Source organism: Microbacterium sp. F51-2R, from assembly GCF_052180235.1.
Lineage (GTDB): Bacteria > Actinomycetota > Actinomycetes > Actinomycetales > Microbacteriaceae > Microbacterium.
Map to the genome: position 1 here is coordinate 1,051,809 of NZ_CP197470.1, position 17,759 is coordinate 1,069,567.

At 70.9% G+C, this 17,759-nt stretch carries 16 protein-coding genes and 1 tRNA gene; 10 read left to right on the forward strand and 7 right to left on the reverse strand.

Features of this window, described 5'->3' with window-relative positions; translation table 11 throughout:
* The first annotated feature begins 72 nt into the window (after positions 1 to 72).
* Both ACSBPH_RS04750 and ACSBPH_RS04755 read left to right on the forward strand, forming a co-directional pair.
* Positions 73 to 1,152, forward strand: coding sequence for a Glu/Leu/Phe/Val dehydrogenase dimerization domain-containing protein (locus tag ACSBPH_RS04750; protein ID WP_442576450.1), 1,080 nt, complete (start codon positions 73 to 75; stop codon positions 1,150 to 1,152).
* A 132-nt stretch (positions 1,153 to 1,284) separates the two neighbouring features.
* On the forward strand, positions 1,285 to 2,877 hold the full coding sequence (locus ACSBPH_RS04755) for an AMP-binding protein (RefSeq protein WP_442576451.1): 1,593 nt from the start codon (positions 1,285 to 1,287) through the stop codon (positions 2,875 to 2,877).
* Between the two features lie 142 nt (positions 2,878 to 3,019).
* Here ACSBPH_RS04755 and ACSBPH_RS04760 read toward each other — a convergent pair whose 3' ends face one another.
* The 3 genes from ACSBPH_RS04760 to ACSBPH_RS04770 form a co-directional block, all read right to left on the reverse strand.
* A complete protein-coding gene (locus ACSBPH_RS04760) occupies positions 3,020 to 4,669 on the reverse strand; it encodes an MFS transporter (RefSeq protein WP_442576452.1) in 1,650 nt (549 codons plus the stop codon).
* Positions 4,670 to 4,801: 132 nt separating this feature from the next.
* Complete coding sequence (locus ACSBPH_RS04765) at positions 4,802 to 5,080, reverse strand: hypothetical protein (protein WP_442576453.1); 279 nt, start codon at positions 5,078 to 5,080, stop codon at positions 4,802 to 4,804.
* Between the two features lie 92 nt (positions 5,081 to 5,172).
* A tRNA-Ala gene (locus ACSBPH_RS04770) sits at positions 5,173 to 5,245 on the reverse strand.
* Positions 5,246 to 5,310: 65 nt separating this feature from the next.
* Here ACSBPH_RS04770 and ACSBPH_RS04775 point away from each other — a divergent pair.
* Positions 5,311 to 6,516 carry an amidohydrolase family protein gene (locus ACSBPH_RS04775; RefSeq protein ID WP_442576454.1) on the forward strand — a complete coding sequence of 402 codons (1,206 nt, stop codon included), beginning with the start codon at positions 5,311 to 5,313 and terminating at the stop codon, positions 6,514 to 6,516.
* 571 nt (positions 6,517 to 7,087) lie between these two features.
* Here ACSBPH_RS04775 and ACSBPH_RS04780 read toward each other — a convergent pair.
* The 3 genes from ACSBPH_RS04780 to galU form a co-directional block, all read right to left on the reverse strand.
* The gene (locus ACSBPH_RS04780) at positions 7,088 to 7,990 is read right to left on the reverse strand and encodes a large exoprotein (RefSeq protein ID WP_442576455.1); all 903 of its coding nucleotides are present in this window, start codon (positions 7,988 to 7,990) and stop codon (positions 7,088 to 7,090) included.
* A 140-nt stretch (positions 7,991 to 8,130) separates the two neighbouring features.
* Positions 8,131 to 8,760 carry a GNAT family N-acetyltransferase gene (locus ACSBPH_RS04785; RefSeq protein WP_442576456.1) on the reverse strand — a complete coding sequence of 210 codons (630 nt, stop codon included), beginning with the start codon at positions 8,758 to 8,760 and terminating at the stop codon, positions 8,131 to 8,133.
* Positions 8,761 to 8,784: 24 nt separating this feature from the next.
* Positions 8,785 to 9,672, reverse strand: a complete 888-nt coding sequence (galU, locus tag ACSBPH_RS04790) for a UTP--glucose-1-phosphate uridylyltransferase GalU (protein ID WP_442576457.1) — start codon at positions 9,670 to 9,672, stop codon at positions 8,785 to 8,787.
* An 83-nt stretch (positions 9,673 to 9,755) separates the two neighbouring features.
* Here galU and ACSBPH_RS04795 point away from each other — a divergent pair, with 83 nt between their 5' ends.
* Genes ACSBPH_RS04795 through mscL form a run of 3 tightly spaced genes read left to right on the forward strand, consistent with a single transcriptional unit; the run spans position 9,756 to position 11,168 of the window.
* Positions 9,756 to 10,352, forward strand: coding sequence for a 5-formyltetrahydrofolate cyclo-ligase (locus ACSBPH_RS04795; RefSeq protein ID WP_442576458.1), 597 nt, complete (start codon positions 9,756 to 9,758; stop codon positions 10,350 to 10,352).
* A 14-nt stretch (positions 10,353 to 10,366) separates the two neighbouring features.
* Positions 10,367 to 10,717: an FmdB family zinc ribbon protein gene (locus ACSBPH_RS04800; RefSeq protein WP_442576459.1), complete on the forward strand. Its 351-nt coding sequence runs from the start codon at positions 10,367 to 10,369 to the stop codon at positions 10,715 to 10,717.
* A gap of 28 nt (positions 10,718 to 10,745) precedes the next feature.
* Positions 10,746 to 11,168, forward strand: coding sequence for a large conductance mechanosensitive channel protein MscL (gene mscL / locus ACSBPH_RS04805; protein WP_442576460.1), 423 nt, complete (start codon positions 10,746 to 10,748; stop codon positions 11,166 to 11,168).
* 266 nt (positions 11,169 to 11,434) lie between these two features.
* Here mscL and ACSBPH_RS04810 read toward each other — a convergent pair whose 3' ends face one another.
* Complete coding sequence (locus ACSBPH_RS04810; RefSeq protein ID WP_442576461.1) at positions 11,435 to 15,160, reverse strand: AAA family ATPase; 3,726 nt, start codon at positions 15,158 to 15,160, stop codon at positions 11,435 to 11,437.
* A 176-nt stretch (positions 15,161 to 15,336) separates the two neighbouring features.
* On the opposite strand from ACSBPH_RS04810, the gene ACSBPH_RS04815 reads away from it, so the two are divergent.
* The 4 genes from ACSBPH_RS04815 (at position 15,337) to ACSBPH_RS04830 (ending at position 17,753) form a co-directional block, all read left to right on the forward strand.
* Entirely contained in the window at positions 15,337 to 15,873 is a 537-nt protein-coding gene (locus ACSBPH_RS04815) for a methylated-DNA--[protein]-cysteine S-methyltransferase (RefSeq protein WP_442576462.1), read from the forward strand.
* 264 nt (positions 15,874 to 16,137) lie between these two features.
* Entirely contained in the window at positions 16,138 to 16,500 is a 363-nt protein-coding gene (locus tag ACSBPH_RS04820; protein WP_442577245.1) for a histone-like nucleoid-structuring protein Lsr2, read from the forward strand.
* Between the two features lie 138 nt (positions 16,501 to 16,638).
* Entirely contained in the window at positions 16,639 to 17,475 is an 837-nt protein-coding gene (locus tag ACSBPH_RS04825) for a hypothetical protein (RefSeq protein ID WP_442576463.1), read from the forward strand.
* A 50-nt stretch (positions 17,476 to 17,525) separates the two neighbouring features.
* A complete protein-coding gene (locus ACSBPH_RS04830) occupies positions 17,526 to 17,753 on the forward strand; it encodes a hypothetical protein (RefSeq protein WP_442576464.1) in 228 nt (75 codons plus the stop codon).
* The last annotated feature ends 6 nt before the right edge of the window (positions 17,754 to 17,759 follow it).

Consider the following 17,759-nt stretch of genomic DNA (forward strand, 5'->3'; position numbering starts at 1 on the left):
TGGTAGACGGATGCCGCGACGCTGCGGCGCCCGTTGAGCACAGCCCACGAGGCTCGCCGAAAGAGGATCGCGATGACGCACACCCTGCCCCTGCCCGACTTCACGCACGAGCGCGTGGAGGTGATCACCGGACGGCGCAGCGGCCTGTTCATCGCCGTCGCACTGCACTCCTCCGTGCTCGGCTCGGCGCTCGGCGGGGCGCGACTGTGGACCTACGACCACTGGAAGGACGCCCTCGGCGACGCCCTGCGCCTCTCGGCCGCGATGACGCTCAAGAACGCGGCGGCGGGTCTCGACGCCGGGGGCGGCAAGTCCGTCATCCGCCTCGAGCCCGGGATGACGCTCGACGCCGAGCGCCGCCGTGCCGCCTTCCTCGATCTCGGCGACGCCGTCGAGTCGCTGCACGGCCTCTACCGCACGGCGGAAGACGTCGGATCGACCACGGAAGACATGCTCACCGTCAGCGAGCGCACCGAGCACGTCGTGGGCCTCCCCGACGCCGTCGGCGGGTCGGGCGAGCCCGCGGGCCCCACGAGCCTCGGCGTGTACGAGTCGCTGCGCGCGACCCTCGAGCGCGTCGCGGGAACCTCCGACGTCGCAGGCCGCGCGATCACGATCGCGGGTCTCGGCCAGGTCGGAAGCCGCCTCGCCGTGCGCCTCGCGGCCGAGGGCGCCAGCCTCACGGTGACCGACGTCAACCCGGCCAAGCGCGACCTCGCGCTCGAGCTCGGCGCGCGGTGGGCGGAGCCGGGCACCGAGCACCTTCTCCCCGCCGACGTGTTCGTGCCCGCGGGCATCGGCGGCGTCCTCACCGACGAGGTCATCGACGCGCTCGACGCCAAGGCCGTGTGCGGCCCCGCGAACAACCCGCTCGCGTCGCACGACGGCGCCGACCGCCTCGCTGGCCGCGGCATCCTCTACGCACCCGACTTCGTCGTCAACGCGGGCGGGGTCATCTACCTCGACCTCGAGGCGAAGAAGCTCGGCACGCGCACCGAGACCATGGAGCGCGTCGCCGCCATCGGCGACACGGTCCGCCGCATCTTCGACGAGGCCGAGCACCGCGGTGTCACGCCGCTCGAGGCCGCCGAGGGCCTGGCCGCCGAGCGTCTCGCCGCGGGCGCGCGCGGCGGAGCGCACGCCCTCGCCTGACGTCGCCGGGAGGTGCGACTGAGTCCCGGCTTTTCCGGTACTCAGTCGCACCGCCGCGCGCGCGCTGTGCGAGGATGATCCTGCCCGGCATCGTCGCCGGGACGCCGCACGATGAATCAAGGGAGAAGCCTCGTGTTCCGCAGCCCGTACCCCGACGTCGACATCCCCGACGTGAGTGTCTTCGAGTACCTCTTCGGCTCGCTCACCGAGGAGGAGGAGTCGCGCATCGCGCTCATCGACCCGGCGACGGGCGCCGAGACCACCTACGGCGCGCTCCGCGCGCAGGTCGAGGCCTTCGCGGGCGCCCTCGCCGCGCGCGGCGTCGGCACCGACACCGTCGTCGGCCTCCTCTGCCCCAACGTCCCGGCCTTCGCGACCGTGTTCCACGGCATCCTGCGCGCCGGCGCCACCGTCACGACGATCAACTCCCTCTATACGGCGGGCGAGATCGGCAAGCAGCTGAAGGATGCCGCGGCCACCTGGCTCGTGACGGTCTCGCCGCTTCTCCCCCAGGCCTCCGAGGCTGCGGAGGCCGTCGGCATCCCGCATGAGCGCGTCATCGTCCTGGATGGGGCGCACGGCCACCCGAACCTCCGCGAATTGCTCGGGGAGCGCCAGGAGGCGCCCACGGTGTCGTTCGATCCAGCGACGCACCTCGCGGTGCTCCCCTACTCGTCGGGCACGACGGGAATCCCCAAGGGCGTCATGCTCAGCCACCGCAACCTCGTCGCGAACGTGCAGCAGTGCCGTACGAACATCGACCTCCGCGACGGCGACCGGGTGCTCGCCGTCCTCCCCTTCTTCCACATCTACGGCATGACGGTGCTGCTCAACCTCGCGCTTCGCCAGCGCGCGAGCCTCGTGACGATGCCGAGGTTCGACCTGGTCGAGTTCCTCACGAACATCCAGAAGTACTCCTGCACCTACCTCTATATAGCGCCACCGATCGCGGTCGCCCTTGCGAAGCATCCCATCGTCGACCAGTTCGACATCTCGAGCGTGCACACCGTGTTCTCCGGCGCCGCGCCGCTCGACGGCGAGACGGCCGAGGCCGCGGGCACGCGCATCCACGCGCGCATGATGCAGGGCTACGGGATGACGGAGCTGAGCCCCGTCTCGCACGCGATGCCGCACGACCGCGATGACGTGCCGGTGAGTTCGGTCGGCACCATGCTGCCGAACGAGGAGTGCAAGCTCGTCGACACCGAGACCGGCGAGGAGATCACCGAGCTCGGCGACGACGGAGTGACCCGCCCCGGTGAGCTGTGGGTGAAGGGGCCGAACGTCATGCTCGGCTACCTCCACAACGAGGAGGCGACGCGCGAGATCCTCGACGCCGATGGCTTCCTCCACACCGGCGATGTCGCGGTCTATCACGAGGGCGGCTACTTCTCCATCGTCGATCGCGTCAAGGAGCTCATCAAGTACAAGGGCTACCAGATCGCTCCCGCCGAGCTCGAGGCGCTGCTCCTGTCACACCAGAAGGTGATGGATGCCGCCGTCATCGGCGTGCTCGACGACGAGAAGCAGGAGATCCCGAAGGCCTTCATCGTCGCGGCGCCCGACTCGGGCCTCACCGAGGACGAGGTCATGGCCTTCGTCGCCCGCAGCGTCGCGCCGCACAAGAAGGTGCGCCGGGTCGAGTTCATCGACGCGATCCCCAAGTCCGCGTCGGGCAAGATCATCCGCAAAGACCTGCGGGCGCGCGAGCTCTCCCGCGCCTGATCGGCTCACGGCGGCTGTGCCGCCGGACGACGGATGCCTCGGCCGCTGCGGCCGAGGCATCCGTTGTCTCTCGTGAGCGTCGTGGCATGACGCGTGTCAGGCGCGGTCGGGTGTCAGGCGCCGTGTCAGGCGCGGTCGGGTATCAGGCGCGGTCGGGCTTGCGCGCCAACCCGGGATCGGCGTCTTCCTCGAGCTCGTCGGGTCTCGCCGCGATCTCGGCCGGAAGGTTCCGGGAGAGCAGGAGCGAGAGCACCATGAGCGCGAAGACGATGAAGATCGCCTGCTTGAGCGCCGCGACCTGCGAGGTGGCGTAGTCGCTCGCGATCGCCGTTGCGACCTCCTGCGATCCGCCCGCCTCGAGGACGATCTGCTCGGCCTGGTCCTGCGAGATGATCGGCACGCCCTGCTCGAGCGAGGTGTTGACCTGCTGCCGCGTCGCGTCGTCGATCGTCGCGTTCTCTGCGACCGCCGCGGTGAAGCCCGAAGCCAGCAGCAGGATGAAGACGGAGCCGACGACGGCGGTGCCGAACGACGAGCCGAGATTCTGGAACGTGCCCTGCAGTCCGCCCACCTCCGACGTGTCCTTCTTCTCGACGGCCGACATGTTGACGTTTCCGAGCTGCGACGCGAGGAGCCCGAAGCCCGCGCCGACGATGAACATGCCGATCGCGAACGGCCAGCCGGCAAGCTCCGGCTGGATCGCGACGAGCACGAACAGGAGGCCCACCGCCATCGTGATCTGGCCGAGCTGCGCGATGCGCCGCGCCGAGCGCCGGGAGGTGAGCCACGAGCCGAGCACGGAGAAGATGATGAGTCCGGCCGAGAGAGGCAGGATCTTGAGGCCCGTCTCGAGCGCGTCGAAGCCCTGCATCGTCTGGAGGTAGACGGGGATGACGAAGAACAGCGCGGCGATCGCGAAGTACTGCACGAGAAAGCCCGAGAGGCCGCTGCGCAGGGCCGCGATGCGGAACAGGCCCACCTTGAGCAGAGGCATCCGTCCCCTCTCCTCGAGCTTGCGCTGCCGCTGCACGAACCACCACAGCACGACGATCCCGATGAGGATCAGGTAGGTGACGGGCGAGACGCCGAGCGGCGCGATCTCGACACCGTTGACGACGGGCGGGTTGAGGGGCACGAACCAGCCCCACGTCTTGGACTGGAGGACGCCGAAGACGACGAGCGCCATGCCCGCCGCGGAGAGGATGACGCTCAGGACGTCGATCTTCAGGCCCGGGTTGCCCGGGACGTCCTTGATGCGGCCGGAGAAGATGAGGACGGCGATCATGATGACCGTCTCGGCGACGAAGACGTACCGCCACGAGGCGTAGGTCGTGACGAGACCGCCGATGAGCGGGCCGGCCGCCGCCGCGAGGCCCGTGACGGCGCCGAGGATCGAGAAGGCCGCGACGCGCGCCTTGCCCGAGTAGTTGATCGCCGCGAGGGCCGCGATGGCGGGGATGACGAGCACGGCGCCGAGGCCTTCGACGAGCGACCACCCGAACAGCAGCATCGTGAGGTTGGGGCTCAGGGCCGTGAGGAGCGACCCGATGCCGTAGATGACGGAGCCGATCTTGAAGGCGCGGCTGCGCCCCCACTTGTCACCGAGCTTGCCGCCCGTGAGCATGAAGGCCGCCATCGTCAGCGTGTAGAACGTGATGGCCGCCTGCATGCCCGTGATGGTGGTGTCGAGGTCGTGCGCGACCTGCGAGATCGACACGTTCATGACCGTGCTGTCGAGCACCATCACGAACTGTGAAACGGCCAGGATGACGATCACGAACCAGCGCTTCATGGCCGGAGCCTATGGCCACCCCGCCCGCGCGCATGCGCGCGCCAACCCGAAACGGGTGAGGATCGCCGGGTCAGCCCGGCGGTCAGGGCCGGCTTCCCGGCGGCTTGCGGCGTCGGCGGGGCCGGACGGGCGTCAGCCCGGCTCCCCCGAGCGCTTGCGGCGGATGAGGAGGCGCACCGGACCGATGAGACTCATGACACTAAGCGCGAGCACCGCGACGCCCAGCGCGAAGGGCACCCACATCGGCACCGCGATGAGATCGCGGAACGACATCGGCGCCAGCCAGTCGCCGCCCGCGTTCGTGTAGCTCGCGATGACGATGAGGAGGCCGCCCGCGACGGCGACGGAGTACGAGACGATGCGCGAGACGATCGTGGCGGTCGGCGGCTCTTCGGGCGCGGCGTCTGGCATTTCGCCAGACTACTCGTCGCGCCGGGGCGACTGCGGGAGGGCCGGGTGGGGAAAAGGAAAGGCGCCCACGAGGGGCGCCTTTCACACTTCGGTGGACCTGAGGGGATTCGAACCCCTGACCTCTTCATTGCGAACGAAGCGCGCTACCAACTGCGCCACAGGCCCGAGAACCTCCGTTACATTATCACGCCCGGACAGGCCGTCCGAATCGACGCGAGAGGATGGAGGGCATGAGCATCACCTCCGAACGACTGACCGGCATCCGCGACATCCGACTCCCCGACGGCGCACGATACGACCTCTCTTTCGACGCCGAAGGGACCATCTCGGAGGTCACGCCCGCGTCCGGTGAGCGCGTTCGCGAGACGGATGCCGAGGGCCGGGGCCTCCTCGCCATCCCGGGCATCGTCAATGCCCACGCGCACGTCGACAAGTCGTGGTGGGGCCTGCCGTGGCAGTCCTACGGCGGCGAGGGCGGCACCGACGGCCGCATCCGCCACGAGCGCGCGCGACGCGACGAGCTCGGCATCCCGAGCACCGCCATCACGCGGAGCGTGCTCGCGGAGTTCGTGCGCCACGGCACGACCGCGATCCGCACGCACGTCGATGTCGACCTCGGCCTCGGGCTCCGCGGCCTCGAGGTGGTTCGCGAAGCGCTGGCCGAGTACGGCGACGCGCTCCGGGCCGAGCTCGTCGCGTTCCCGCAGGACGGGGTCCTGCGCCGGCCGGGCGTGCTCGACCTGCTCGATCGGGCGGCGCGGGAGGGTCTCGCCGAGCACATCGGCGGACTCGATCCGGCCGGCATCGACCGCGACCCGGTCGGGCAGCTGGACGGCCTCTTCCGCATCGCCGCCGACCGCGGCGTCGGCATCGACATCCATCTCCATGATCCCGCGGAGCTCGGCGCCTTCCAGTTCGACCTCATCCTCGACCGCACCGAGGCGCTCGGGCTGCAGGGCCGGGTCACCATCGCGCACGGCTTCGCGATCGCGCAGGTCGATCCCGCGCGCCGCCGCGATCTGCTGCAGCGGATGGCGGGGCTCGAGGTCACGATGACCACCGTCGCGCCGCTGCGCCTCCCCCAGCTCCCGCTGCACGAGCTCGACGAGGCGGGGGTGCGCTTCGCCTTCGGCACCGACGGGATCCGCGACCTGTGGAGCCCGTACGGCACGGGCGACACACTTGGCATCGCGTGGCAGTACGCCCGATCGTCGAGCCTCGTGCGCGACGAGGACCTCGCACGCGTCGTCGAGATCGCCACGAGCGCGGCGGGCCCGTTCGCGGGCGTCGCGGATCACCGGATCGAGAAGGGATGCCGCGCCGACATCGTGCTCGTCGACGCCGAAAACGTCATGGATGCGCTCGTGCGCGCCCCGCGCCGCGAACTCGTCGTCGGCGCCGGTCGCGTGCTCTTCGACGCGGCCTCCGCGGACTGACCCACCCGGCCGGCGACGGCCGGCGCGCCGCGGGCCGCGCCCGCATCGTCGCTCGCCGAGTTGCCACAACTTCGCGCAACTCGACGTCGAGTTGCCACAACGACTGGCATCTCGGCGCGAGGGCGCCCGGCCCTACCCCGGCCGCCGCCGCGGACCGACCCCCACCCACGCCGAGTCGCCACAACTTCGCGCAACTCGACGCCGAGTTGCCACAACTTCGCGCAACTCGACGTCGAGTTGCCACAACAACTGGCATCTCGGCGCCAGGTCCGCCCGGCCCTACCCCCGGCCCCGCCGCGGACCGACCCCCACCCACGCCGAGTCGCCACAACTTCGCCCAACTCGACGCCGAGTTGCCACAAGATCGCGCAACTCGACGTCGAGTTGCCACAACAACTGGCATCTCGGCGCCAGGTCCGCCCGGCCCTACCCCCGGCCCCGCCGCGGACCGACCCCCACCCACGCCGAGTTGCCACAACTTCGCGCAACTCGACGCCGAGTTGCCACAACTTCGCGCAACTCGACGTCGAGTTGCCATAACAACTGGCAACTCGACGCGAACAGGCCGGGCCTACTGGCCCGAGGCGCGGCGCTCGAGGAGGCGACGCACGTGGGCCTCGATCTCGGCGTCGTCGACGTATCCCATACCGGCGAATTCGGTCGAGGCCGCCGCTTCGCGGGCACGGCGGGCCGTCTCGATCGACGGCGGTCGCTGCGCCTCGGCGCGGGCCCGCATCGCCTCTTCCCGGACGGCTTCGCGAAGCGCGGCGCGGGCCTCGGCGACGTCGAGCACGGCGGCGGCCCGCGAACCCGCGGAGGCCGTGAGGGGCCGAGGGATCCGGCGCGGCTCCCAGCCGCGCTCCTCGGCCTCGAGCGCAACATCCTGCACCGGCGCGGCCTCGCGGGCCGCGACATCCGTCACCGTCGACGCGACGACCGCGCGGCGTCCGACACGGGCCATGCGCCGGAGCATCACGACGCACACCGCGAAGAGGCCGACGCCCCCCGCGATCGACGCCCAGGCACCGACCGTGACCAGCTGCCACACGCCCCACGACACCAGGCCGAGGGCGATGAGGGCGACGAGGGTCGTCAGCAGCCGTGCGCGCCGACGGGCTCGGGCCCGACGGGCCGCCGGGAGCTCACGAGCTGCGGCGAGCGCCGTCCGCGCCACTTCGAGGCGGGCCTGGTCGAGCTCTGCCTGCGTGCGCTTGGCGAGATCCTCCTGCTCGGCGAGGGCGCGACGCGCGAGCCTCTGCTGAGCGAGCGCCGTGCGCGCGTTTAGCTCGAGGCGCACCTCCTGCGGCGTCTCGCTCGTCTCGGCGAGCACCCGCAGCGCCTGGTTCAGCCTCACGGCGTTGCGCTCGGCCGCGTCGTACTGACGTCGGCTGGCCCACGAGGGCAGCAGATACACGAGCCACAGGAGCGCGGCGACGAGCACGATGACCCCTCCGCCCAGCACCTGCCCGCCCATGCGTCCACGGTAAGCGAGCGGATGTCGGAGGCCCGTGTTATAGCGGCGTGTCGCAGCAGGCCGCGCCGAACGTCGGGCGTGTCGCGCCACGCAGCGGCCGTCGCACGCCGCGCCGACCGCGCCGCGGCAGACGCCCGAGCTCAGGCGTGGAGTCGGTCCGCCGGGGGGATGGTCGCGGCATCCTGAGGCGCACGCCCTTGCACCCACCGCTCGAGCACGCCGTCCGGCACCTCTTCGCGCACGAGCGCGAAGGCGTAGTGGTCGCGCCAGTCGCCGTCGATGTGGATGTACCGCCGCCGCAGCCCCTCGTATCGGAAGCCGAGCTTCTCGACGACGCGCAGGCTCGCGCGGTTCTCGGGGCGGATGCAGATCTCCATGCGGTGGAGCCGCAGCTCGGTGAAGCAGATGTCGGTGGCCATCGCGACGGAGGTCGGCGTGATGTCGCGGCCGGCGAAGCGCTCGCTCACCCAGTAGCCGATGGTCGCCGAGGCGAGCGAGCCGCGCGCGATCCCCCAGACGTTCAGCTGGCCGGCGATCTCGCCGTCGTACTCCATGACGAACGGCACGCCGGCACCGTCGCGGTACTGCTGCAGCAGACGACGGATGCCGAGGCGCATGTCGAAGGACACGGGACCGTCCGGGCTCGTGGCCTCCCATGGCCGCAGCCACGAGCGGTTGCTCAGCAGCTCGTTCTGCAGCGTGCGGGCATCGCGCTGCCGGATGAGCCGGATCGAGATCGACCCGTGGCGGCGAGGTGCGGTCAGGTCCACACGACTCCCCTCACCCGCGCGGCGTCACAGGGTCGCCGCGAACTCCTTGAACCAGGGACGCAGGTCGGGGCCGAGATCGTCTCGATCCGCCGCGAGCTGCACGATGGCCTTGATGTAGTCCACCCTATCCCCGGTGTCGTAGCGCCGACCCCGGAAGACGACCCCGTACACGCCGGGTCCGTCCGGGTCGGCGGCGAGCTCCTGCAACGCGTCGGTGAGCTGGATCTCGCCGCCCTTGCCGGGCTCGGTCCGCTCCAGGATGTCGAACACGGCCGGGCTGAGGACGTAGCGGCCGATGACCGCGAGGTTGGACGGGGCATCCTCCGCCTTCGGCTTCTCGACGAGGCCCGTGACCTTCACGACGTCGTCGGTGCCGGTCGGCTCGACCGCCGCCGCGCCGTACATGTGGATGTGCGCGGGGTCGACCTCCATGAGCGCGATGATCGCGGCGCCGGTGCGCTCGTGCTCTTCGAGCATCTTCGTCAGGAGCGGGTCGCGCTCGTCGATGAGGTCGTCGCCCAGGAGCACGGCGAACGGGTGGTCGCCCACGTGCGCGCGCGCACGCAGCACCGCGTGGCCCAGGCCCTTCGGCTCGCCCTGGCGGACGAAGTGGATGTCGGCGAGGTCGCTGGACTCCTGCACCTTCGCCAGGCGGTCCTTGTCGCCCTTCTTCTCGAGGTTGCGCTCGAGCTCGGGAACCGAGTCGAAGTGGTTCGAGAGGGCGTTCTTGTTGCGCCCGATGATGATGAGGATGTCGTTGATCCCGGCCTGCGTCGCTTCTTCGACGACGTACTGGATGGCGGGCTTGTCGACGACCGGCAGCATCTCCTTGGGCATGGCCTTCGTCGCCGGAAGGAAGCGCGTACCGAGTCCAGCCGCCGGAATGACGGCCTTGAAGGGCTTATGGGGCATCCCACGATCTTATCGAGCGGGCCTGTGCGACCACGGGGTACTTGCGAAATCCCCGTGTGCTGTGCGCACTTAGAATCGACTGCATGTCCGACGCGATCGCCGATGCCAAGCGGGCCCTGCGCGCAGAGCTGCGTGAGAGGCGGCAGCTTCTGACGGATTCGCAGAGGGATGCCGCGTCCCACGGCATCGCGCGCCAGCTCGACCTCCTCGTGGAGCGCCTCGGTGCCCGCTCGCTGTCGTGCTTCCTCTCGACGACGACCGAGCCGGGCACGCGCGAGTTCGTCGAGGAGGCGGTGCGCCGCGGCATCCGTGTCCTCCTTCCCATCACGCGCAACGACGGACTCCTCGACTGGGCGGTCGCCACGCCCGACGGCGAGATCACGGAGGGCAACTTCGGCCTTCCCGAGCCCGTCGGCGAGCTCCTCGGCCCCATCGCGGTCAACGACGTCGACCTCCTCGTCATCCCCGCCGCCGCCGTCGACCGCTCGGGCATGCGCTTGGGCTGGGGGCGCGGATTCTTCGACAAGACCCTCGGCTCGATGGAGCGCTGCCCTCCCGTGTACGCGGTCGTCTACGACTCCGAGATCCTCGACGAGGTGCCGCGCGACGTGCACGACCAGCCCGTCACCGGAATCGTCACCCCCACCCAGACCCTCGACCTCGCGCCCTCGCGGCGCTGACCCCAGAGAGCTCCATGCCCACCTACGCCTACGCCTGCAAGCAGTGCGGACACCGCTTCGACGCGGTGCAGTCCTTCGCCGACCCGGCCCTGACCGAATGTCCCGAATGCGGCGGACCGCTGCGCAAGGAGTACGGCTCGATCGGCGTCACCTTCAACGGCTCCGGCTTCTACCGCACCGACTCGCGCGCCGCCCCGAAGGACTCGTCGGGGTCGTCCTCGAGCGGTTCCTCCTCGAGCGGTTCCTCCTCGAGCGGTTCCTCCTCGAGCGGTTCCTCCTCGTCCGGCTCGTCGGGTGGCGGCTCCGCCTCGTCTTCGACAGGATCGAAGTCCGAGGCGAAGGCCTCACCCGCCGCCGCGGGCTGACCGCCGGCGCACCAGCGAGAGGGCAGACATGATCAAGGGTTTCCGGGAGTTCATCCTCCGAGGCAACGTCATCGACCTGGCGGTCGCCGTCGTCATCGGCGCCGCGTTCACCGGCATCGTCAATGCCATCGTGACGGGGCTCATCAACCCGCTCATCGCCCTCATCTTTCAGGCCGACAGCCTGAACGACCTCACGTGGGAGGTCCCGACGCTCACGGGCGGCACGACGACATTCTCGTGGGGCCTCATCATCGGCGCCATCATCAACTTCATCGCCGTCGCGATCGTGGTCTACTTCGCCTTCGTCTACCCGATGAACCGCATGAAAGAGCGCGAGGAGGCCCGCCGCGGCATCGGCGAGCCGAGCGAGCCGTCGCTGCCGACCGAGCAGGAGCTGCTGATCCAGATCCGCGACCTGCTCGACAAGCAGTCTCCCGCAGAGCGCCCCTGACCCCGATCCGCGTGCGGTCCTGACCGCCCTCCCGCGACACTTCGCGAACGGGGACCCCGCGCACGGCAGGGCCGCCGGCTCACCAGTGCGGGGGAACGTCCCGCTTCATGCGCGCATCGTTCGGGCCCTCGCCGGGGCGGACGGACGCCTCGCCCTCGCCGTCGCCCTCACCCCCGAGCTCGCCGGCAGCCGGCTCCCCGGCCGTGCCGGGGGCAGGGGTCAGCCGAGCGCGGCGGGAGCCGGCGACGCGCTCGATCCGCTGACGGTCACTCGAAGACATCGAGCGGCTGGGTGTCGGTCGCGTTCGTCGGCCCCTCCGGCGGGACGCCCAGGAGCGCGGCGATCCGGGCCGCGACGCCGGCGGGGTCGCTGTAGAGGTCGAAGGCGTGCACGCGCACGTAGTGCCAGCCGAGGCGACGGAGGATCTGCGGACGCAGCCGCAGCGACTCGCGCAGCGACTCGCCGATCGTCTCGGGGTCGCTCTCGGCCACGACGGCCTTGCCGTCGTACTGCGCGACGAGGGGCAGGAGGCCGCGGTAGTGCACGTCGACCGAGAGGCCGAGCGTGCGCAGCTCACGAGCGAGCGAGCGAGTGAGCGGATCGGCGAGATCCTCGAGCCGCGCCTCGCGGGTGCGGGCGGCGATGCCGCCGAGGATGCTCATGAGCGTCGCGGCGCCGTGCTCGAGGCGCCCCTCGTCGAACGCCGAGGGGCGGATCGACGACACGATGACCATCGAGCGTCGGGCACGCGTCATCCCGACCGTGAGAAGCCGATCGCCGTCGGGGGTGGAGAGGTCTCCGAAGTCGCTGAGCACGCGGCCGTGGCGCGTGAGGCCGAACCCGAGCGAGAAGATGACGCGGTCGCGGCTCTCGGCGACCGACTCCTCGAGGGTCAGCACGGCGAACGGCTCGGCGGTGTCGCGCGACACGAAGTCGGCGACGTCGGAGCGGCCCGCGAAGGCATCGGCGACGGCGGCGCGCACGCGCTCGGCGTGCCGCACGCTCGCGGTCACCACCATGAGCGACTCCGTGCCGCGGTTGACGGCATGCTCGAGCACGAGCGTCACGACGCGGTTGACCTCGGCGTCGGGGCTCTCGACCGCGCCCGTCACGGGATCGGGCGCGCCGTGGCCGCCCGAGACGTAGTCGACGCTCAGGCTGCCGCGCCCGAGGTACGACCCCGCCCACGGGAGCGAGACGAGCTCGCCGCCGTAGAACGCGTCGTTCACGAGCTGCGCGAGGTCTTCGCCGCCGGCGCGGTAGCTGCGCGTCAGCGTCTCGACCGGCAGCAGATCGGCGAGGCGCTCGAAGACGCTCGTCGAGTCGAACGGGTCCTCGGGCTCGTCCTCCTCGGTCGGATTGCCCGTCATGACCCGGAACGGCGTCGGCTTCTGCGTCACCGGGTCGCCGAAGACGACGACCTGGCGCGCACGGCGCAGGGCCGGGGCCGCCTCGGCGAGGCAGATGGCGCCCGCATCGGCGATGATCACGACGTCGAAGTCGGGCTCGTCGGGGATCGCGGGCACCTCGTAGGGCGACGCGAGCCACACCGGCGCGAGGGTGCGAAGCAGCGTCGGTGCGACGGCGCCGAGGTGCGAGGCATCCGTCACCCCCTCCTTCAGCGCCTGCTTGAGGGCCGCCGCCTCGCGCGCGTGATCGACGATGCCGATGCGCCACTGCGTCGCGAGCTGGGCCGCGAGAAGAGGGCCGGATGCCGCGGCATGCGCTTCGTCGACGAGCCGGAAGTCCCGCTCCAGACGATCCACGACGGCCGTGTTGGCGCCGAGCAGCGCGCGGTCGGCGCGCAGCAGATGCTCGAGCGCCGACTGCCACCACGCGAACTCGAGCTCGTCGCCGACGCGGTCCTCGCGGACGTGGCGCACGGAGAGCTCGATGAGGAGGGGCTCCAGACCCAGGGCGGCGAGCTCCGCACGGATCTTCGCGCGCTCGACGAGGTTGTCGAACACCTCCGACTCCGCCGCGAGACCGCCGATCGTACGGACGAGGGTCTGCACGGGAAGGCTTGCGAGGCGCTCGGCCCCGGCGCGGCCGAGGATGGCATCGAGCTCGCCGAGCTCGGCGTCGACGCGCTGCCACGCGACGTGGACGTCGGCGAGGCCCAGCGGCACCTCTGGGACGACCCCCACATCGACGAACTTCTGCCACTCCGTGCGCTGCTGCTGCACGCGCAGGAGCGCCTCGTACATGTCGGCGATGTGGACGCCGGGGCGCACGTACTCGCGCGAGAGGCGCTTGAGGTGCCGACGGCGCGTGCTGGTGAGCTCGGGCGAGTCGCGACGGGGTCCGTGCGCCTGGATGAGCTCGCCGAGCGGCCGCTCGAAGACGGTCGGGCTGAACTTGTCGAGGGAGTCGCGGATGCCCTGCAGCACCCGGAGGTAGGTGCCGAGCTCCGTCACGGTGCGGAACGGCCGCATGCGCGTCTGCGCGATGAGCTCGTAGCCGCGCTCGAGGAGTGCGGGCACGTTCTTGCGGTGCAGCGTCGCCGCCAGGCCGTGCGCGGCGCGCGCCTCCTCGGTCGTGGCGAACGAGACGCCGTACCAGGGCGACTCTCCGGGGCCGACGCGGAACTCGCCCAGGCGGGCGGCGGTCGCGAGCTTGGCCGCGGCATCCGCCCTCCCCTTCGCGAGACGCTCCAGCGTCGTCTGGTCGAACCGCGTCGCCGTCTCGGGCAGGCGGCCCTCGGTCGTGAGCGTCGCGAGGGTGCGAAGGATCTCGAGCATCGACACGCCGAGCTCCGGATGCGTGCGCGTCACGGCCCCGCGGTAGTCGCGGAGCACCCCGCGCAGGCGCACGAGCGCGTCGTCGATGTCGGAGACCTTGGGCTGCTCCGCCTTCTCGTTGCGGCCGATCGCGCGGATGAGATCGCGTTGCAGGTCGCGGGGAGAGACGGCGAGGCCGCCGAGGCCGATGCCTGCCAGGCGATGGCGGACGCCCTCGAGCGTCGAGCGCCGCGCGCTCACGATGAGGACGCGCTTGCCGTCTTCGACGAGCTGGCCGACGGCGTTGATGACGGTCTGCGTGCCGCCCGTGCCCGGCAGCGTGTGGACGGCGAGCGAGTGCCCCGCCGCGATGCGCGCGAGGACCGCCTCCTGTTCTGCGTCGGCGTCGAGCAGGAGGGTGTCGGATGCCGGGGCCCGGTCGTCCGGGCTCGTGACGTGTGCCGGCTCACGGCGGATCGTCACGGTCTCGCGGTCGTCGGGGTGACCGGCGAGGGCGTTGAGGAAGAGGTGGTCGAGGTCGGCGGCGTCGCGCGCCATCGGCGCCCCGACGTCGGCGAAGGAAGAGACGATGAGGCGCGGCTTGACGACGAACGTGTCGATCGTCGCCGTGAGGGCCCGGATGTGGTCGATGACGGGCTGCGGCTTGAAGACGCCGCCGTCGTACGCGAGTCCCGCGAGGGCGCGGCCGTCGACGTCGATGCCGAAGTGGGTGCGCAGCGCCCGGACGAGCTCGGGATTGACCGTGAACGAGCCGTGCAGCTTGAGCTCGAAGTCGGTGTGGTGGCGCCTGATCGCGAGCGGGCGCAGGAGGATCGGCGCCATGCAGGCCATGCCGCCGATGCGCCAGGTGGCAAGACCCACGCCGAGGCGCACGACGTCGAGTCCTCTCGCCGTGCGCAGCTCGACGTTCTTGGCCGTGAGCCGCTCGGCGGCGATACGCGCGGTGCGCAGGGCGACCTCGTCGCGGAAGAGGTTCGACAGCAGCGTGGAGCGACCCGTGATGAACTGCGGGAGGCTCCCGGGGTGCGCCTTGGTGATCTCGATGCCGGCTTCGGCGGAGTCCTGGTAGTGCAGGAGCGTCGAACGCCCGCCCAGCTGTGCGATCTCACGACGGAGCCGTTCGCGCTCGGGCTCGGCGATGTGCACGACAGTGACTCCCGGCTCGGAGAGTCCGAGGTCACCGGGGGTCACGGGTGCCGCGGGCACGGGGTCCTCCGCGCCGACGACGGCGCTTCTGTCTGCTCGCCACACACGAGCCAGGTTATGCGCCCTACCTGTGCGCCCGGGGCATCCCGGTCCGAGTTTCGCGGTATTGGACGACACGCCGAGTGATCAGCCGTTCCTCCCCAGGCATGGATCCGGGATGCCTCTCCCCCTCCGCGCCCGTTCCCACGGCCCTGCCCGAGCCGCGGCGGGAGGATGTTCCCATGACCGACACCACGTTCCGCGTGCACCCCTCTCCCGTCGGGGAGATCCTCATCGTCGCGAGCCCCGACGGCATCGTGACGCTGCACCCGTTCTCGGGCCCGCTCGATGACGAGCTCGCTCCCGTCGCGGCGGCGCTGCACGCCCTCCCCTCGCCCGACCACGGCGCCGGCGGCGATATCGACCGACAGCTCGACGAGTATTTCGCCGGCGAGCGGCAGGAGTTCGACGTCACGCTCGACTGGCGTCTCGTCAACGGCTTCCGTCGCAAGGCCCTCGAGGCCGTGCGCGACATCCCGTACGCCGAGACGGCGGGCTACGGCGAGGTCGCGATCGCCGCGGGGAGTCCCGGCGCGGCACGGGCGGTCGGCACCGCGTGCGCGACGACGCCGTTCTCGATCATCGTGCCGGTGCACCGGGTCGTCCGCGCCGACGGCTCGCTCGGCCAGTACGGCCGTCATCCCGAGGTGAAGCGCTACCTCCTGGCCCTCGAACGCGAGACGCTCGGCGTCGCGGTCCCGTCGGGCCTGCGGGCGTGACGCCTGGCGGCACTCGCGGCATGACGACTGCGGGCGTGTAGGCCGCCCGCAGCGAGGCAGCCCCGGCCGGAATGGCATTCCCGGCCGGGGTTGCGATATTCCACCGGGAAGACCCCGGACTTTCGAATTAGACCACGCGCAAAGGCCGATCCGGGGTTCGCCTCTCGGAATTCGAAACGCTTGCGCGGCCGGTCGCCCGGGCGGGATTATAAGCCTGAGAAATCTCTCATGTATTCGAGACAATGCACGAGTAATGTCCTGTCCATGGCCCGAAGAATTGTGCATCAGCTCGTCGACGACTTGGACGGCACCGTCCTCGAAGTCGGAGAAGGCGAGACCGTTCTGTTCTCTCTCGACGGCAACGCCTTCGAGATCGATCTCAGCGACACGAATGCCGCTGCTCTGCGCGACGCATTGTCGCGCTACGTCGACGCCGCCCGGTCGGTATCACGGTCCGGTTCGCGTTCGTCGAATTCCTCCTCCGGCGGTGGCGCGCGCAAGCGTCGTCGCACGGGTCAGCAGGATTTCGGCCCCGTCCGCGAATGGGCGAAGTCGAACGGCTATCAGGTCTCGGAGCGCGGCCGAGTGCCGGCATCCGTCATCGAGGCCTACGAAGCCGCGCACTGACCCTCGACGCGCTGTCCTGAACGCACTGTCCTGATCGCGCTGTCCTGAACGAACTGCGGCCGCTCGGAAGAGCGGCCGCAGTGCTGTCACGAAGAGGCGGCGCGACCCAGGGCTTTCCCGCGATGCGAAAATGGGCGCATGCAGGATCCGATGGGGGAAGAACTTCGCGCGCTGCGCGAAAGGGCCTACGGGCCGGATGCCGATATCGAAGACGACCCCGCGGCACTGGAACGCCTCCTCGAATTGGAGGCATCCGTCGCGAGCCCATCGGGGAAAGCCGCCACGACGGGGAATTCGCCGTCGGCCCCCGTCAACGCGGAAAGGGCAGCCGAGACGAGCCGTATCGCGTCGCGGGTTCCCGTCGACCCGCTGCGCCCGTCGACCGCCGCGGAGGCGGGCGAGTCCCGCACGGTCGGAGCCGGCGGCGACGCGAGCCCGGTATCGGAGGGCGGCGACACGGGCCAGGTATCGGAGGGCACAGACGCTGCCGCGATCGCTGCAGAGTCGGTCCCGCCGCCCTCGCCGCCGTCGCGCCGGCGACGCACACTCGTCGTGCGCGCGGCGACACTCGGCCTCGCACTGCTCCTCGGCGCCGCCCTCGCGTACGGCGTCATGCAGCTGCGACCCGGCAGCGTCGCGACCCTCGCCGCGGCGCCCGACGCCGACTGGCCGGACTTCCTGGGCGATCGGCAGGACGGCTCGACCGTCTTCGAGGACTTCTTCGGCCTGACCGTCGCGATCGTCCCGCAGCCGTGGGGACGCGAGGACGACGTCCCGTGCCTCTTCGTGCTGCACTCGGCGGGGGGCGCCGCGATCACGACCGTCGGCTGCGGCGCCGGCGGGTTCGCGCCGACCGCTGCTCTCGCCGTGACCGCCACCCTCCCCGACACCCTCACCGCCGAGTACCCCGTGGGAACGGCGCTGCAGTTCGTGCTCGACGACGACCGCGTCGTCGTGTATGCCGACCGCGGCTGAGGATCGCCGCAGTTCACCCGGATGTCACCGGGAAGGGGCATCCTTGATCCATGACGTCCATGTCAGACCCCTTCCTGCCCATCCAGGGCCCCGACGCCGTGCGGCGCGACGACGCGCCGGTCCAGCGCGCGGACTTCAATCTCGCAGACGAGAGCGAACCGGACTACTTCCCCGGGCCGGCGGACGACGACACCGACGACGTCGACGAGCCGCCCGCGACCGAGACGCCGTTCCGCACGCCGCACGGCGAGCGGGTCGACCCGGCCGACGACCTCTGAGCAGAG

Coding starts and splice junctions, on each gene's coding strand:
- mscL (WP_442576460.1), top strand. CDS start 10,746: ATGATCAAGGGTTTCCGGGAGTTCATCCTCCGAGGCAACGTCATCGAC.
- ACSBPH_RS04765 (WP_442576453.1), bottom strand. CDS start 5,080: ATGCCAGACGCCGCGCCCGAAGAGCCGCCGACCGCCACGATCGTCTCG.
- ACSBPH_RS04800 (WP_442576459.1), top strand. CDS start 10,367: ATGCCCACCTACGCCTACGCCTGCAAGCAGTGCGGACACCGCTTCGAC.
- galU (WP_442576457.1), bottom strand. CDS start 9,672: ATGCCCCATAAGCCCTTCAAGGCCGTCATTCCGGCGGCTGGACTCGGT.
- ACSBPH_RS04760 (WP_442576452.1), bottom strand. CDS start 4,669: ATGAAGCGCTGGTTCGTGATCGTCATCCTGGCCGTTTCACAGTTCGTG.
- ACSBPH_RS04820 (WP_442577245.1), top strand. CDS start 16,138: ATGGCCCGAAGAATTGTGCATCAGCTCGTCGACGACTTGGACGGCACC.
- ACSBPH_RS04750 (WP_442576450.1), top strand. CDS start 73: ATGACGCACACCCTGCCCCTGCCCGACTTCACGCACGAGCGCGTGGAG.
- ACSBPH_RS04830 (WP_442576464.1), top strand. CDS start 17,526: ATGACGTCCATGTCAGACCCCTTCCTGCCCATCCAGGGCCCCGACGCC.
- ACSBPH_RS04780 (WP_442576455.1), bottom strand. CDS start 7,990: ATGGGCGGGCAGGTGCTGGGCGGAGGGGTCATCGTGCTCGTCGCCGCG.
- ACSBPH_RS04775 (WP_442576454.1), top strand. CDS start 5,311: ATGAGCATCACCTCCGAACGACTGACCGGCATCCGCGACATCCGACTC.
- ACSBPH_RS04825 (WP_442576463.1), top strand. CDS start 16,639: ATGCAGGATCCGATGGGGGAAGAACTTCGCGCGCTGCGCGAAAGGGCC.
- ACSBPH_RS04815 (WP_442576462.1), top strand. CDS start 15,337: ATGACCGACACCACGTTCCGCGTGCACCCCTCTCCCGTCGGGGAGATC.
- ACSBPH_RS04795 (WP_442576458.1), top strand. CDS start 9,756: ATGTCCGACGCGATCGCCGATGCCAAGCGGGCCCTGCGCGCAGAGCTG.